The 16651-nt window shown below is 36.9% G+C and carries 15 protein-coding genes; 14 read left to right on the forward strand and 1 reads right to left on the reverse strand.

Annotated elements, in window-relative coordinates:
• The first annotated feature begins 5 nt into the window (after positions 1 to 5).
• The 14 genes from ACLJX0_RS01750 (at position 6) to ACLJX0_RS01815 (ending at position 15380) form a co-directional block, all read left to right on the forward strand.
• Entirely contained in the window at positions 6 to 713 is a 708-nt protein-coding gene (locus tag ACLJX0_RS01750) for an ABC transporter ATP-binding protein (RefSeq protein WP_410877945.1), read from the forward strand.
• A gap of 410 nt (positions 714 to 1123) precedes the next feature.
• Complete coding sequence (locus ACLJX0_RS01755) at positions 1124 to 3718, forward strand: tetratricopeptide repeat protein (RefSeq protein WP_410877946.1); 2595 nt, start codon at positions 1124 to 1126, stop codon at positions 3716 to 3718.
• Between the two features lie 15 nt (positions 3719 to 3733).
• A complete protein-coding gene (locus ACLJX0_RS01760) occupies positions 3734 to 4114 on the forward strand; it encodes a bactofilin family protein (protein WP_410877947.1) in 381 nt (126 codons plus the stop codon).
• Positions 4114 to 4326: an AtpZ/AtpI family protein gene (locus ACLJX0_RS01765; protein ID WP_410877948.1), complete on the forward strand. Its 213-nt coding sequence runs from the start codon at positions 4114 to 4116 to the stop codon at positions 4324 to 4326. The genes ACLJX0_RS01760 and ACLJX0_RS01765 overlap by 1 nt, the downstream gene beginning before the upstream one ends.
• 5 nt (positions 4327 to 4331) lie before the next feature.
• Positions 4332 to 4745 carry a DUF6168 family protein gene (locus tag ACLJX0_RS01770; RefSeq protein ID WP_410877949.1) on the forward strand — a complete coding sequence of 138 codons (414 nt, stop codon included), beginning with the start codon at positions 4332 to 4334 and terminating at the stop codon, positions 4743 to 4745.
• A gap of 89 nt (positions 4746 to 4834) precedes the next feature.
• Complete coding sequence (gene atpB, locus ACLJX0_RS01775) at positions 4835 to 6013, forward strand: F0F1 ATP synthase subunit A (protein WP_410877950.1); 1179 nt, start codon at positions 4835 to 4837, stop codon at positions 6011 to 6013.
• A gap of 61 nt (positions 6014 to 6074) precedes the next feature.
• Complete coding sequence (locus ACLJX0_RS01780; RefSeq protein ID WP_002988855.1) at positions 6075 to 6269, forward strand: ATP synthase F0 subunit C; 195 nt, start codon at positions 6075 to 6077, stop codon at positions 6267 to 6269.
• Positions 6270 to 6369: 100 nt separating this feature from the next.
• Positions 6370 to 6870, forward strand: coding sequence for a F0F1 ATP synthase subunit B (locus ACLJX0_RS01785; RefSeq protein WP_410877951.1), 501 nt, complete (start codon positions 6370 to 6372; stop codon positions 6868 to 6870).
• Between the two features lie 7 nt (positions 6871 to 6877).
• Positions 6878 to 7414, forward strand: coding sequence for an ATP synthase F1 subunit delta (gene atpH / locus ACLJX0_RS01790; RefSeq protein ID WP_410877952.1), 537 nt, complete (start codon positions 6878 to 6880; stop codon positions 7412 to 7414).
• Between the two features lie 43 nt (positions 7415 to 7457).
• Complete coding sequence (atpA, locus tag ACLJX0_RS01795) at positions 7458 to 9032, forward strand: F0F1 ATP synthase subunit alpha (protein WP_410877953.1); 1575 nt, start codon at positions 7458 to 7460, stop codon at positions 9030 to 9032.
• A 67-nt stretch (positions 9033 to 9099) separates the two neighbouring features.
• Complete coding sequence (gene atpG / locus ACLJX0_RS01800) at positions 9100 to 9963, forward strand: ATP synthase F1 subunit gamma (RefSeq protein WP_410877954.1); 864 nt, start codon at positions 9100 to 9102, stop codon at positions 9961 to 9963.
• A 144-nt stretch (positions 9964 to 10107) separates the two neighbouring features.
• Positions 10108 to 10866, forward strand: coding sequence for a 5'-methylthioadenosine/adenosylhomocysteine nucleosidase (locus tag ACLJX0_RS01805; RefSeq protein ID WP_410877955.1), 759 nt, complete (start codon positions 10108 to 10110; stop codon positions 10864 to 10866).
• A 170-nt stretch (positions 10867 to 11036) separates the two neighbouring features.
• Positions 11037 to 13880 carry a carboxypeptidase-like regulatory domain-containing protein gene (locus ACLJX0_RS01810; RefSeq protein WP_410877956.1) on the forward strand — a complete coding sequence of 948 codons (2844 nt, stop codon included), beginning with the start codon at positions 11037 to 11039 and terminating at the stop codon, positions 13878 to 13880.
• 12 nt (positions 13881 to 13892) lie between these two features.
• On the forward strand, positions 13893 to 15380 hold the full coding sequence (locus ACLJX0_RS01815; RefSeq protein ID WP_410877957.1) for a DUF5689 domain-containing protein: 1488 nt from the start codon (positions 13893 to 13895) through the stop codon (positions 15378 to 15380).
• Positions 15381 to 15491: 111 nt separating this feature from the next.
• On the opposite strand, the gene ACLJX0_RS01820 is transcribed toward ACLJX0_RS01815, so the two are convergent.
• On the reverse strand, positions 15492 to 16553 hold the full coding sequence (locus ACLJX0_RS01820) for an endonuclease/exonuclease/phosphatase family protein (protein ID WP_410877958.1): 1062 nt from the start codon (positions 16551 to 16553) through the stop codon (positions 15492 to 15494).
• Positions 16554 to 16651: the final 98 nt, after the last annotated feature.

Consider the following 16651-nt stretch of genomic DNA (forward strand, 5'->3'; position numbering starts at 1 on the left):
ATGCTATGATACAAGTAGATAATTTACATAAAGTATACAATGGAACTACGGTTCTACAAATAGAATCACTTACACTTGGACGAGGCGAAAGTATTGGGTTAGTGGGAAATAATGGAGCAGGGAAAACTACTTTTTTTAGTTTGTTGTTGGATCTTATTCAGCCCAGCGCGGGGAGCATCTATTCCAACGGAAAGTCAGTAGCAACTAGCGAACAATGGAAAAATTATACAACAGCCTTTTTAGATGAAACCTTCTTAATTGGTTACTTGACAGCGGAGGAATACTTCGTGTTTTTAGGCAGCTTGCGTGGGTGGTCTAAAACAGAGGTGGAAACTTTTATTGCGGAGCACCAGGCGTTCTTTAATGGAGAAGTCCTCAATCAAAAGAAATACATTCGCGATTTTTCGAAGGGTAATCAAAAGAAAATAGGAATTATAGGGGCTTTTATTGGTAACCCAGAGCTGGTTATCCTCGATGAACCTTTTGCGAATCTCGATCCTTCGACCCAAATTAGGCTCAAAGAGTTAGTGAAGAAAAAACGGGAAACTAGAGCGATGACCATCCTCATTTCAAGCCACGATTTGCAGCATACATATGAAGTGTCGGATCGCATTATTGCCTTGGATAAAGGCAGACTCTTACACGATGTGCAAACATCGACCTTAACCTACCATGAATTAGAAGGATTCTTTAGTACAGAAATAGAAATGTAAATTTCATCCAATATAAGGCAGTACTCATTGTTTGAGTGCTGCTTTTTTTTGTCTTTTGATAGGTAATTTTATGATTCACATGGAGTTGTAATCGCCTTTTCTTTTGTAATTTGCATGAATGTATACGTTGTTTTCAGCAGTAGATGAGGCTGATAATGTAGCGTGGTTTAAGGGTTGAAGTAAAAAGAAAAGGCCAAAAAGACAGCAAAGAATCTTCTTATTTTTAACAATAGTTACATAAAATAGCAAAAAGTGATGTATTTTTACTGTCGTGTGCATACTAATAGCCCGAAAAAATAGTTGTTATATAAAGTTTAACCCAGATATTGAAAACAAAGGTTGTCATTCGTATAGGAGGAATTATCCTGCTGCTACTTTCTTTTATAGCGTGTTCTGTAAAAAAGGATAAGATGTTAAATCGAGGATATCATGCTTTGACTACAAAGTACAATATCCTCTTTCACGGTAATGAATCCTATACTGAGGCGCTCGATGCGTTGAAGGAGGGCTATTTTGATGATTATTGGGAAATTTTACCTGTAGAACGGATTCAGATTGAAGTTGACCCTGAACGAGAATTTGAACGCGGGGTGTCTTTGGAATCACAACAAGGGAGTATCTTAGATAATTTGTCTGTGGCGGGTACCGATTTAGGTGGGCCTGAAAGTACCGATGGACAAGGGTTCACCCGATCTGAAAATAAAGCAGTAAAAGCCATCCAAAAGCACTCTATGTATATCAAGGGAAGAGAGCGTAATAGTCAAATGGCGAATGCGTATTTGTTGCTAGGTAAATCGCGCTATTACGATGGGCGTTTTGTTCCTGCTTTGGAAGCATTTAATTATATCTTATATAAATATCCTGATAGTGATTTGATTGGTGAAGCTAAAGTGTGGCGCGAAAAGACCAATTTGCGCTTGCGCTATGACGATTTAGCGATTAAAAACTTAAAAGAGCTCTTGCGCGAACGCAAAGGTCGTCTAGGAAGACAAGTAGAATCCGATGCATATGCCATGTTGGCTCAAGGCTATATCAACCTTGAACAGCTGGATAGTGCAAGTACTGCTTTACAATCAGCCGTGGCATTGGTGTCTAACCAAGAAGAAAAAGCACGCTATCATTATATCTTAGGCCAACTAAATGGACGAATCGGCAAAAAAGAAGAGGCAACGCAAAATTTTGAGACGATTATTGACATGAATCGCAAAGCACCGAGATCTTATACAGTGCATGCTTATGCTGAGATTTTTGAACTAACAGGAGCGAATAAATTAGATTCAGTAGCCTTTCTAAAACAATATAATAGCTTATTAAAAGATCGAGAGAATAGACCTTATCTAGATGTGTTAAATCGTCAGGTTGGACTTTTTTACCGCGATATTGATCAACAAGATAAAGCTTTATCCTATTTAAAAACGGCGGCTAATAAAGGTGGACAAGATAAACAACTCAAAGCGAGGAATTTTTTGAGCATTGCCGATATCTACTTTAACAGCGCAGGGTATGCCGAGGCAGGACAATATTACGACAGTGCGCTTGCGCTATTGCCTCCTAAAGCAAAAGAAACGTTTAGAATCAGCAAACGAAGAGAATCCTTACGTGAAGTAGTGGATTTAGAGCTAGTTGCGCATAAAAATGACAGTATCCTTCAGTTGGTTGCTTTAGCTCCAGCAGAAAGAGATGCCTATTTTCAAGCGTTTATAGATGAATTGCGCAAGGAAGATTACAGAAAAATGCAGGCAAATTTAGGTGTTCAGGGTAATTCAGGGGCCGATTTTTTTAATGTGGTCAATTTTGGTGAGGCGATTGAAAAATCATTTGCTGAATCGAATTTTGGAAGCATGGGCGGGAAAACAACGTTCTATTTTTACTCTAATCAAGCGTTATTACGTGGACGTCAAGATTTTAAACGCCGATGGGGCAATCGTACCTTGACGGATAATTGGAGGTGGAGTGCGATCCAATCGACGGTGAATGAAGTTAGTGATGAGGGTGAGGAACAAGCCTTAGCTGAAAATCAAGTGAATAAAGAAAAACAAACGGATGATTTTGTTGATCCGCGTTATCAAATAGAAACATACGTTAGTAAAATTCCTTCTGATAGTACGCAAATTGCCAAATTAAAAGACGATCGTGACTTGGCGTATTTTGAACTCGGTGCAATTTACAGCGAGCGCTTTGGAAAAATTCCAGAAGGGATAAATCGTTTGGAACAATTATTGACTTTTGATCCAAAGGAGCGTTTGATTCTACCAGCAATGTATAAGTTGTATAAACTGTATCAAGAGATTGATCCAGCTAAAGCTGCAGCAATGAAGGCGGAGATTATTGCGACATATCCAGAGTCACGCTATGCTAAATTGATGCAAAACTTAAGTATAGGCAGTGATGGAGATCTTGCTCCAGAACAAATATATGCATCGATTTACCAAGTGTTTAAAGCCGATCAGTACGAAGAGGCCAAGACCATGATGAAAGATGCTTTAGAGCGTATTGACGATACGTATGTCAGCAAATTTGAGTTGTTGAATGCGATGTTGATTGCTCGGACGGAAGGGGTGAAAAAGTATAAAGAAGCGTTGAATTACTTGGCATTAACCTATAGTTCTACAGCAGAAGGACGTGAAGCGGCTCAATTGCTGCAAGAAGTTATCCCTGCTTTAGAAGGCAAACAATTTGCAACCACAGATTCGAGTAATTGGAAAATTATTGTGGCCGTGCCAACGGATAAAATAGCTGATTTTGCTTCCATAAAATCGAATATGCAACGTTTAGCTGGTGTTGAGGCTGGCACAGGATTGAAGTTTACGGAAGACTATTATCTGGCTTCTACAAAAATATATGTACTGCACGGATTTAAATCCAAAGCAGAAGCAACGCGAATGATCGGTCGTTTGGGCGACGACCCTGCTTATATTCCAATGATGCAAGAGGATTATAGCGTGATTCAAATCAAAAAGAATTTACATGAATATCAGGCTCCAGGAAGCGTGGAGTCAGAATAAAAAACGGTGTTTACCATGTTTGATAAATCGAAAAAGAAAGCAAAAGGAACAGGATTAGATTTGTTGGGACAAACAAATCGAATTGTTGAAGGTACAACGATCAAAGGGGATATTGAAGCGATGGCAGATATCCGAATTGACGGGGTTATTGAAGGAAATGTTGTGGTGAAAGGGCGATTAGTGCTTGGCCCTATAGCAAAAATTGTGGGAAATATCAGTTGTGAAAACAGCGAAATTGAAGGTGAAATTATAGGTAATATTTTGGTTCATGATTTGTTGACTGTAAAATCGGCAGCTCGAATCAAAGGAGATATCAAGGTGGGACGCCTAGCAGTTGAACCAGGAGCGAAGATTGATGTCAAATGCCAAATGGTGGGCCATGAGCCTCAATCCTAATGACAAAAAAGGGCGCACCCAATAAGTGGTTGACCTTAATTAATATTCCCATTCAAATGGGGGTCATTATTTATTTATCCCATTTATTGGGGACTTGGATCGATGAAAAGTATGGATTTGAACAGGCAATTGCAAATAAAATTTGTACGTTACTGGGAGTAGGTTTAGCTTTGTACCAAGTAATTAAACAAGTCAGTCAGTTAAATAAATAAAAAGAATGGATAAAGAAACAGTACAAATAGGATTGAAACTTTTTATCGGGTTAGTGGTGGTATTTGTCTTACACTATGCAGCGGTCGCTTTTACTGATGCAGGAAACTCTTTACTTGAAGTTGGATATAGCTTAGAAAAGTTTTATGGATTTGAATTTATCTTTTCTCTTATCATCTTTTTTGCCCTGTTCGGAATCAAAAATAGCTTGCCCAATAACTTGGGTTTTGTCTTTTTGGGATTTATCACCATGCGATTAATTGCGAGTTATTTGTTCGCAAAAAATGGATTAAATCACGAGATGACAGATGAAGGATTTAAATATAATTTTTTACTTATTGTGTTGGTTTTCCTCGGAGGGGATGCATTTATCGCCTATAGTATTTTAAATAAGAATACTACGCCAGACGAAACTAAGTAAAAAAAGTTTGATATAAAGGTATGATAATACAAGAATTATTGTACTTTTGCACAAAATTTTAGGAACCAAAATATTCAAGAAGTTAAGATATGGTGACTCTCAAGAAATCACTGAATTTATTAGCAGCTGTTTTATTTACAGCCTCGTCGGTATTTTCGTACGCGCAAACTACTACTCAAAAGCTTGAAAACTCAATTCAAAAAGCTGAGCAATCTATTGAAAGAACCCTTGAAGTAGTAGAAGGGGAAGTGAAAGAAAATCCTGCAGAAATGACGCAAGCTGAGAAAGTTAAGGCTCATATTGCGCATCACTTAGCAGATGATTACTCCTTTGTCTTCTTCTCGGATGAAGAGACAGGTAAAAATTACGGGTTTTCTTTGCCAGTGATTTTAATTGACAACGGTCTTAAAGTTTTTATGTCTTCTGAATTTGATTACGGAAAACAACTCGTGGAAAAGGACGGACAATTTTATAAATTGTACCACGGAAAGATTTACAAAACAGACGCTGAAGGTACAATTACGTACGATGAGGCACACCATCCTACCAATGAGAAACCGCTTGATTTCTCTATCACAAAGAACGTAGCTTCTTTATTCTTCACAACAATCTTAATGTTTATCCTGTTCTTAGGATTAGCTAAAACATACAAAAACGGACCCAACAACTTGCCAAAAGGAATTGCTAGAGGATTAGAACCTTTGGTGTTGTATGTGCGCGATGAAATGGCGGTGCCAAATATTGGTAAAGCAAAATACAAAAAGTTCATGCCGTATTTGTTGTCTGTATTCTTCTTGATTTTCCTTTTAAATATTTTAGGGTTAACTCCACTAGGATTCAACGTAACAGGTAGTATTTCAGTAACGGCTTGTTTGGCAATTTTTACTTTTGTGATTGTACACTTCTCTGCGAACAAAGACTACTGGAAACATATGTTGTGGATGCCTGGAGTTCCTGTTCCCATGAAAATCATGTTAATGCCAATTGAAATTTTAGGAGCAATCATTAAACCATTCTCGTTAATGGTGCGTTTATTCGCAAACATTACAGCAGGTCACTCCGTAGTATTCGGATTAATTGCAATCATCTTCGTAATGAAAGAAGCTTTAGGAGCTGGTGGAGCGATTGGAATCGGATTCTTCTTATCGACGTTCTTAGTAATCTTAGAAATATTAGTTGCTTTCTTACAGGCGTTCATCTTTACGATGTTGTCGTCTTTATTCATCGGAATGGCTGTGGCAGATCACGATCATGAAGAAGCACATTAATCAATATAGAATAAAAATAGAGTATAAATAAATTTGTTTAATTAATATTAAATTCAATACTATGACAATTCCAACTATCATTGGTGCAGGTTTAATCGTAATCGGAGCTGGTTACGGTTTAGGTAAAATTGGTTCTTCTGCAATGGACGCTATTGCTCGTCAACCAGAAGCTGCTGGAAAAATCCAAACTGCGATGATTATCATTGGAGCATTATTGGAAGGTTTAGCATTCGGTGCTTTAATCTTAGGTAATTAATCCAAGTCAGTACAAAGAGTTTATCTGTAACGGTTGGTTACAGGTAAACTTCTTATTTTAATTAAACAAAATCAGGTATTAAAAAGTATAATTTTAGATAATGGATAAGTTAATTAACGATTTCAGTTTTGGACTATTTTTCTGGCAACTAATTATTATGATAGTAATTGTTGTTATCTTAGGAAAATTCGCGTGGAAACCAATTGTAAATGCTTTAGAAGCTCGTGAAGAGGGGATTACTGATGCATTAGCAGCGGCAGAGAACGCTAAAAGAGAAATGGCTAATTTAAAAGCGGATAACGAGAAGTTATTAGCTGAAGCACGTGCAGAGCGCGATACTTTACTAAAAGAAGCTCGTGAGATCAAAGAAAAATTGATTGCTGATGCTAAAACAGAAGCGGAAGCTCAGGGTGAAAAATTAATCGCTCAAGCAAAAGCTACAATTGAAAGCGAGAAAGCTGCGGCTATTCTTGACTTAAAAACGCAAGTTTCATCTATTTCAATTGAAATCGCTGAAAAATTATTGAAAGATCAATTATCTAACAAAGAAGCTCAAACGAAATTGGTTGAGAAAATGTTAGATGATGTAAAATTAAACTAATATCACTATGGTAAGCACAAGAGCGGCGGCACGTTATGCAAAAGCAATGCTTGAGGTTTCTTTAGAAAAAGGAAATGTTGATGCTATCAATGGGGATATGATCCTTATTTCTCAATCAATAGCTCAAAGCAGTGAGTTGAAGACTTTCTTGAATAACCCAATTGTTAAAGACCAGTTGAAATTAAATGCTTTATTGGAAGTATTTGCAGCGGTAAACGAGGGAACAAAAGAGTTGTTTAACCTAGTAAAAGCAAATGGTAGATTTGGAATTTTAGAAGCAATTGCTTTGTCATTCCAAGAACAGTACGATTTGTACAAAGGTATTGAGAAAGTAACAGTTACTACAGCAATGCCTATTGATGCTAGTATAGAGGCGAAAGTACTTGAAAAAGTAAAAACATTAGCGCCTGGCAAAAAGGCGGTAATTACCAATATTGTAGATGAGTCAATCTTAGGTGGATTTATCCTGAAGATTGGAGATGTTCAATACAATGCTTCTTTAGCAAATCAATTACAAGTTTTAAAAAGAGAATTAATTAAGTAAAAAAAATCACCGCACGAATTTTCGTGTATAAACATAGATAAAAATGGCGGACATTAAACCAGCTGAAATTTCAGCGATTTTAAAGAAACAATTATCTGGATTTAGCTCTGAGGCTTCTTTAGAAGAAGTAGGTACAGTACTAGAAGTAGGAGATGGAGTTGCTCGTGTATATGGGTTAACAAATGCTGAGTACGGAGAGCTAGTTGTATTAGACAACGGATTAGAAGCAATGGTACAAAACTTAGAGGAAGATAACGTAGGTATTGTATTGTTAGGTTCTTCTGTTGGTGTAAGCGAAGGTGCTACAGTAAAAAGAACAGGTCGTATCGCTTCTCTACGCGTAGGAGAGAAAATGGTAGGACGTGTTGTAAATACGTTAGGACAACCAATTGATGGTAAAGGTCCTATCGAAGGTGATTTATATGAAATGCCATTGGAGCGTAAAGCACCAGGTGTTATCTACCGTCAGCCAGTAACTGAACCATTGCAAACCGGTATCAAAGCAATTGACGCGATGATTCCAGTTGGACGTGGACAACGTGAGTTAGTTATTGGTGACCGTCAGACAGGAAAAACAACAGTTTGTATCGATACAATTCTAAACCAAAAAGAATTTTATGATGCAGGTCAACCGGTTTACTGTATCTATGTTGCTATTGGACAAAAAGCTTCTACTGTGGCTGCTATTGCTAAAACATTAGAAGAAAAAGGTGCTTTAGATTATACAATTATCGTTGCGGCTAACGCATCTGACCCAGCGCCAATGCAAGTATATTCTGCTATGGCAGGTGCTGCAATTGGAGAGTATTTCCGTGATACAGGTCGTCCAGCGTTGATTATTTATGATGATTTATCAAAACAAGCGGTAGCTTACCGTGAGATGTCTTTGATTTTAAGAAGACCACCAGGACGTGAGGCTTACCCTGGAGACGTGTTCTACCTTCACTCAAGATTATTAGAAAGAGCTGCTCGTGTTATTGGGGATGATGAAATTGCTAAAAACATGAACGACTTACCAGAGTCAATCAAACCTTTCGTTAAAGGTGGTGGGTCATTAACAGCTTTACCTATTATTGAGACACAAGCGGGTGACGTTTCTGCTTATATTCCAACAAACGTAATTTCAATTACGGATGGACAGATTTTCTTGGAGTCTGACTTGTTCAACTCAGGGGTACGTCCAGCGATTAACGTGGGTATTTCGGTATCTCGTGTTGGAGGTTCTGCTCAAATTAAATCCATGAAAAAAGTAGCAGGTACATTAAAATTAGACCAAGCACAATTCCGTGAGTTAGAAGCATTCGCGAAATTTGGTTCTGATTTAGATGCAGCTACAATGAATGTAATTTCAAAAGGACAACGAAACGTTGAAATCTTGAAGCAAGCAGTTAACGATCCATATACAGTGGAAGATCAAGTAGCGATTATCTATGCTGGATCTAAAAACTTATTGAGAAACGTTCCTGTAAACAAAGTAAAAGAGTTTGAGAAAGATTTCTTAGCAGCTCTTAAATCACGTCACAGAGATGTTTTAGATCAATTAAAAGCTGGTAAATTCGGTGACGAACAAACGAGCGTTTTAGAGAAAGTTGCTAAAGAATTAGCTTCAAAATATTAAGAATTTTTTGAAAGAGTGTAAGCTGGTTCAACAGCTTATTCTCTTTCTGAATTATATACGTTTTCAAATGGCAAATCTTAAAGAAATACGCAATAGGATTTCTTCTATTGGATCTACAATGCAGATTACATCTGCGATGAAAATGGTATCTGCAGCAAAATTAAAAAAAGCAACAGATACGATTACAGCTATGCGTCCTTATTCAGAGAAGCTAACGGAGATTATTCAAAATGTTAGCTCTACTTTAGAAGGGGAGAATTCAGGTGTATATTCGCAAGTTAGAGCGGTAAAAAATGTATTGTTCATTACAGTAACTTCGAACAGAGGATTATGTGGTGGTTTCAATGCCAACATTATTAAACAAGTTAGTGTATTAGCGAATACCGTATACAAAGGAGCAAACATTGATTTATTGACGATTGGAAAGAAAGGAAATGACATCCTAAAAAAATCATTCCACGTGGTTGATAACCAAAGTTCATTATATGATCATTTTGATTTCGAGCATACAGCCGTAATCGCTGAGCATGTAATGGAAGCGTTTGTAAATGGAAAATATGATTCCATTCAAATTGTATATAACCAGTTTAAAAATGCAGCAACTCAAATCATAGTTACAGAGCAATTTTTGCCATTATTGCCAATCGAAACTGACGCATCTGCTGCAGCATCTGATTATCTTTATGAGCCTTCTAAAGAAGAAATCATTGAGACGTTAATTCCTTTGTCGTTAAAAACACAACTGTTCAAAGCAATTGCTGATTCAGTAGCTTCTGAACATGGAGCACGTATGACAGCCATGCACAAAGCAACAGATAACGCACAAGAATTGAGAGATGAGTTGAAACTAAGTTACAACAAAGCTCGTCAGGCTGCGATTACAAACGAAATTTTAGAGATTGTTGGTGGTGCAGAAGCATTGAACAACTAAGCTCAAATTAATTATACTTTTAAAAGGCTATACAGTACTGTATGGCCTTTTTGTTTGTTGGGAAGTACCTAGTGTTCTCTTGTAGTTCACTAACGTTAAATCGAATATTTCTTGCTATTTTTGAGAGGTTTAAGCATTGTATCTATGGAGTCTAAAATTATTGGAATAATGGGAGCTATCCCACAAGAAATTGATGGAATTATTGCGGTTTTACAAGATCAAGTAAAAACGATAATTGGAAATAGAACCTACTATCAAGGAAAATTGGGAAAGCAAAAAGTAGTTGTTGTCTATTCTCGCATTGGAAAAGTAGCAGCGGCTACAACCGTTTCTGCTTTATTACTTCACTTTCACGTTGATGAAGTTATTTTTATTGGAGTGGCAGGGGGAATTGCCCCGCATATTGAGGTTGGCGATGTCGTGGTTGCTAATAATTTAGTACAATATGATATGGACGTGTCACCTTTACGCCCAAAATATGAAATTCCGTTATTGAATAAGACGTACTTCGAGAGTTGTGAATCTCGTGCAAAAGAAGTAGTTCAACATATTGATGCATTTTTAGCGCCTAGTGTGCTTAAAGAATGTATTACAGATGAAGAATTGACCAAATTTTCCATTACACAACCAAAGGTTTACTATGGAACGATAGCCAGTGGGGATCAGTTCTTTTCCACCCAGGAACAAAAAGAAGGGGTGCAAAAGGCACTGCCCAATGTGCTTTGCGTAGAGATGGAGGGAGCTGCTGTAGCTCAAGTCTGCTATGAATTTAGTATTCCGTTTACTGTAATTCGAACCATCTCCGATAAAGCAAATCAGGAAGCGCATTACAGTTTTGAGTCTTTCGTGGAAAAAATATCTCTTATTTATGGAAGAGAAATTATCGATCGATTATTTATTTAGTAAGAGAGAGAAGTGATAAAAAAAACGAGCTACTAATTAGCTCGTTTTTTTGTTTTATCTATTTACTTCTTTTATTTGATATTTATATGTAAAATTCTGATAATTAGGATGTAAAGGCATAGTTGTTGGTTTAATTAGTACGTGATTTTCTTTTTTAATTTCCGTAGACTATGCCCAAGAACTTGCTTTTTTATGTTTTATTATTCATACCCTTTGGGGTGCAGGCTCAACTTTTATATGAAATAAAAGGACGAGTGATCGACGCTAAACTTCATACACCTGTGCAGGGGGTAGTGCTGCATTTGGAAGGAACGATGTACACTGCGTTGACAGATGATCAAGGTTTATTTTCTATTCCTTCTATTCCAAGTGGTTCCTATAAGATTGTTTTTTCCTTTCCTGGATTTATCACCAAGTATGTAGCGGTTGAGACAGGAGTAGAACAAACAATTGATATGGGCCATGTTTTTTTTGAGAAGGACTTTGAGAGGGAGTTGAATTTAGGTATCATTGCGTTGCATGAACAAGACTTGGAAGAGGATGATGGAAGTACGGATGCTTCTTTCGGTTTGTTACAAGCCACCAGAGATCCCTTTTCTCAAGCTGCTGCTTTTAATTGGGGCCAAGCTTTTTATCGCGTTCGTGGACTCGATAGCGAATATAGCACAGTTGCAGTGCAAGGACTTGTCATGAATAAGACCTATGATGGACGTCCACAATGGGCCAATTGGGGTGGTTTAAACGACGCAATGAAAAATCAAACCGTATCACTTGGCTCTATGACTGCACCTGTGAATTTTGGGCGTATTTTGGGCGTACAGGCTATCGAAACAAGAGCTTCCCATACTCGAAAAAAGAAGCGAATTGGTTTTTCGGGCTCCACAACCAATTATAAATGGCGCCCTTATTTTATTTATGCTTCTGGACTAAATAAAAAAGGATGGGCCTATACTTTTTCGGGATCATATCGAGGGGCCAAAGAAGGCTATACACCAGGTACTAATTACGATGCTTTATCTTTATTTACAGCTGTAGAGAAAAAAATAGATGAACAACATAGTGTGAATTTTTCTGCTATTTATGCTCGTAATAAAAGAGGTAAAACGGCGCCAGTTACAGATGAATATGTGGCTTTAAAGGGAATGAATTACAACTCCTACTGGGGTTGGCAAGAGGATAAAAAGAGAAATGCTCGGTATAAGGAAGTGGAAGAGCCGCTTTTCTTGCTCAATCATCATTGGACGATTAGTGAGTATAGTGCTCTGACAACAACCATTGGCTATCAATTTGGACATCTTTCTACTAGTCGTTTGGGGTATCAGGATAATTTGAATCCTGACCCAACGTATTATAAATTTCTTCCTAGTTATTTTTTTTCAAAGATTGCTCCCAAGTATTGGGCAATGACTCCAGAAGAGTTTAATCAGTTACCCCATGATGATCCATTTAAAGAAAGCACACAAGCGCTATTAAATCAAGCAGAACAAACTAGACAATCTTTTGTTGAAGGAGGTCAAGTTGATTGGGAAACAATTTATCGCATTAATCAATCAGGTAAGAAGCAAAGCAAGATTGTTTTATATGAAGATCGACAACAAGACCAAGCTTTATTATTTCACTCCTCCTTTCATACACGCTTAAACGATAAACTTCAGTTTACGATAGGAACGAATTATCGCAAAATAAAATCTACAAATTATAAAAAAATAGTTGATTTACTCGGAGGTGAATTCTATTTGGATGTGGATACCTTTTTACCTCATGAATTACAAGATAGTGATTTAAATACTCCCCAAAGAATTGTAGGTAAAGGAGGGCGATTTGGATATAATTATGATGTTTTGACTCAAGTTGTGGATGTGTTTTCTCAAGTTATAGGTGAGTATCGTTCGCTGACTTTTTATTTGGCACAAAATATTGGTTATGCTACCTATCAAAGAGAGGGACATTACAGAAATCCCATGTATGATGCTAATTCGTTGGGTAAAAGTGCTCTTGTTGACTGGAATAACTTTGGTTTTAAAGGAGGACTTACTTATTATATTACAGGAAAACATGCCTTTAGCCTAACTATGGCCTATTATACCCAAGTGCCTTATGGTAAACTGGTCTTTGCTAATGTAAGAATGAATAATACCTTAACAGCAGGTCTAAAAAATGAAGGTGTTTTTAGTATAGACGGCAGCTATATGTTGAGAAGTCCCCGATTTAATATAAGACTATCTGGGTATTTAGTTGAGATCAAAAATGGAACTCAAATGAATTTTTATTATGCGGATGGTATTGGAATTACCGATCCATCAGGTCAATTATTAAATTCAACGGGGGGAGCGTTTGTTTCTGAAACACTTACGAATGTGGGAAAACGAACGATAGGAATTGAATTGGGAGGTGCTTATCAACTGAGTGCAACAATTAAAGTTAACGTGGCAGCAGGGATTGGAACTGCATATTATACACAGAATCCCGCTATTCAATTAAATGCTGATCAAGCAACGAAGTCATTTGATTTTGGAAAAGCATATTTAAAAAACTACAGACTATCTAATGGCCCTCAGACTGCTTTTTCTTTGGGGTTGGAATATAGCGATCCTAAATTTTGGTTTATCGCTGCTAATATAAATTATTTAGCAGATGCTTATGTCGCTATTTCGGCTTTAAAAAGAACGGCTAATTTCGTAGAAGATCCCGATGCGATGGGACAGGTGTTCTCCGATTTAACAGAAGAAAAATTACGAAGGAGTTTACGCCAAGAAAAATTAAATCCTATGACGTTGTTTAATCTATTTGGAGGTAAGTCTTGGAGATTTCCAAATCGAACGATTATCGGATTCTTCGCCTCTATAAATAATGTGTTGAATTTAAAATTTAAAACAGGAGGTTTTGAACAAGCGAGGAATGCAAATTATGCACAAGAAATGGCCCGAACACAAAGTGGGCATCCGGTTTTTGGTACTAAATATTGGTATGGGTATGGGCGCACTTTTTTTGTTACTATGTATTACAACTTTTAAAAAAATCAACGAATGAAAGCAAGAATCAAATATATATTTTCAGGAATTACCGTTAGTTTCTTTCTGATTCATTGTGCCAATACTGATAATTTTTCAATACCACCCTTAGACTGTGTGCCCTCACAAGAAGCAGCCAATAAAAGCATTGAAGATATCCAACAGTTTGCCAATCAATACATCAAGTTATATCCTGCAAAAGATATTATTTCAGGTGTGGTCATATCGAGTGATGAAGGGGGAAATTTTTATAATAAGCTATATATTATCGATGAACATACAGAGCAATTAGCTATTCTTAGTATCGAAATGGGAGCATCCTTCGTTCAATTTCCGCCTGGGACACAAGTGAATTTAAACCTTGAAGGCTTGTATATTCAAAAGAATTACGACAAACTAACCCTTGGAGGAGGAATCTATACTTCAGGAAAAGGAAATCAGTCTGTAGACGCAATAGCAAAAAATGCAGTCAAGCATTATTTGAGTAAATATTGTGAACCAGTAGAAAATTTCGAGCAATATAATCATGCTATTACACTAGAAGACCTGACGAATGGAGAAGATTTTATCGGTAAATTGGTGACGATTAATCACGTACAATTTGAACGCAGTATCGTTGGAAAAACGCTTTATGATCCTCAGGAGGTAGACCAACAAAAACAGACGTTACGAAAGGTTGTTGATGAAAAGGGGAATACTATATTTATTAGGACAAGTCGATTTTCAAACGATTTTGTTGATTATAGTATACCAGAAAATAGCGGTTCCATCACGGGTATCGCTGATAAGTTCCAAAATCAAATTCAATTTTATCCTCGGAGTTTAGCGGATATACAGCTAAACCAAGACGCTTTTATTGTGGATACTATTGACCCAACAGACCCAGGAGCTTCTAATGAAATAGCGGTTGAACCTGGAAAGTATCTGGCCTTCCCTGGTGCTGATTTTGAAGATTGGGAGGCCTTTAATGGAGTTCTAACATCTTCTGGTATAAAACTAGGAACGAGTGTTGATGGAGGCGGTTGGAGAAATTCAACGGGATTACAGTTTGTTGGTGAGCCTGAAAAAACAGAAAATGCGTTTGTTGTAACAGGTGTTAAGGTGCCTAAACAAGCAACGGAACTCTCTTTTTTAATGAAAGGAACAGCGTTTGATAAATCCTGGTCTATTAATTTGTATCAACAGGACGGAACGTATGTTGCCTATAATTTGAAACACGTGAGTACAAGTAAACATGTAAAGCCAACAAAAACGAATAAAGAACAAAAAAATATTAATATTTATAAAGGAACTATTGATACAAAAGGGAATTGGATTAAAATTATTTTGGATATTGATGGTTTTGCTTATAATACTTCAGGTGTTGGTCCATTAATTGCGTTTAAATATGGAGGTCAAACAAATGGGAGCCAGAATAAGTATAATGTAGTTATAGATGAAATCCGCTTTGAAGATGGACAGCTAGCAGAAGAGGTTGAGGAACAAGAAGAAGATACGCAATAGATAGCGTTCTGCCCTAGAGCTTCTCATGCTTGAGAAGGCACTAGACGAGTAAAAAATACGCCCAGATACAAGGAATAAAAAAACGAGCTAGGTTTTTCTAGCTCGTTTTTATTATTTTAATTCTTTTATTAAATAGATATATACAGGGAAGTGATCGCTGAATCCAGGTTCACTATTGCTGTTTCTTAATGGATATCCTTTATATTGACCTTCAGATTGAACCATAAAAGGTTTTTTAAAGATTTTGGCTTTCCAATATTTCCAAGAATCATAGCCTTCAGTTAAATAGGGCTCGGTTAAAAGCATTTGATCAAAAACATCCCAAGCATCTCTATAGGCTAATGTACCTAAACCATCTTTTGCCATTTTTTCCATAGGGTTGAAAATCCCTTGTGGCTTTACTTTTGATTTTTTACCCTCTGCTTGTAGTACTTTTTTGATACTTGCATTATAAGGTCCATCATTCATATCGCCCATGGTAATGACTTTTGCATTGGGATTAATAGCTTGTAGCGAATCAATAATTTTGACATTTAATGCCGCCGCAGCTTCTCTATTGGGACTACTTACTTTCTCACCGCCCACACGTGATGGCCAGTGATTAACGATGAAATGTACTTCCTCCCCATTTAATAAACCAGTTACTACTAATTGATCGCGAGTATAAATTCTTTTTGCTTCTCCTGTAGTTTTACTTCTTTTAAATTGATCGTAAATGTATAAAGGAACGGCCTTTGAACTAGTGGGTACAAAGTCTTTCTTTGAATACAATAGACCAACATCAATTCCACGTTTATCAGGCGAATCATAGTGAACGATACCATAATCTCCAGGTACCATTTGCGGGTCATTAACAAGGTCTTCTAATACGCCTCTGTTTTCAACTTCCGCAACACCAATAATTGATGGCATCTTTGGATTCTCGTCGGTTCCGATTTGAGACATTACACGAGATAGGTTGTGTACTTTTTTCTCATATTTTTTCTTTGTCCAAGATTGAGCACCATTTGGCGTCCATTCCTCATCATAAATCTTGGGGTCTCTAATGGTATCAAATAGGTTCTCACAGTTGTAGAAAGCAATTGTCGAAATGAGATACTTCTTTTCTTGAGCCACCATTCCAAGGCTGAAAAAAAGACCAATTAATAGTACGTGTTTAAATTTTTTGTGCATGCTAATATTAAATTAAAGTAAAACTAATCATTTAACAAGTACAAAAATAGTTCATATTCTTTTAATAACTTATTTTTGTACTGTGAAATAACTATTAA

Source organism: Myroides sp. DW712, assembly GCF_046557355.1.
Classification (GTDB): domain Bacteria; phylum Bacteroidota; class Bacteroidia; order Flavobacteriales; family Flavobacteriaceae; genus Flavobacterium.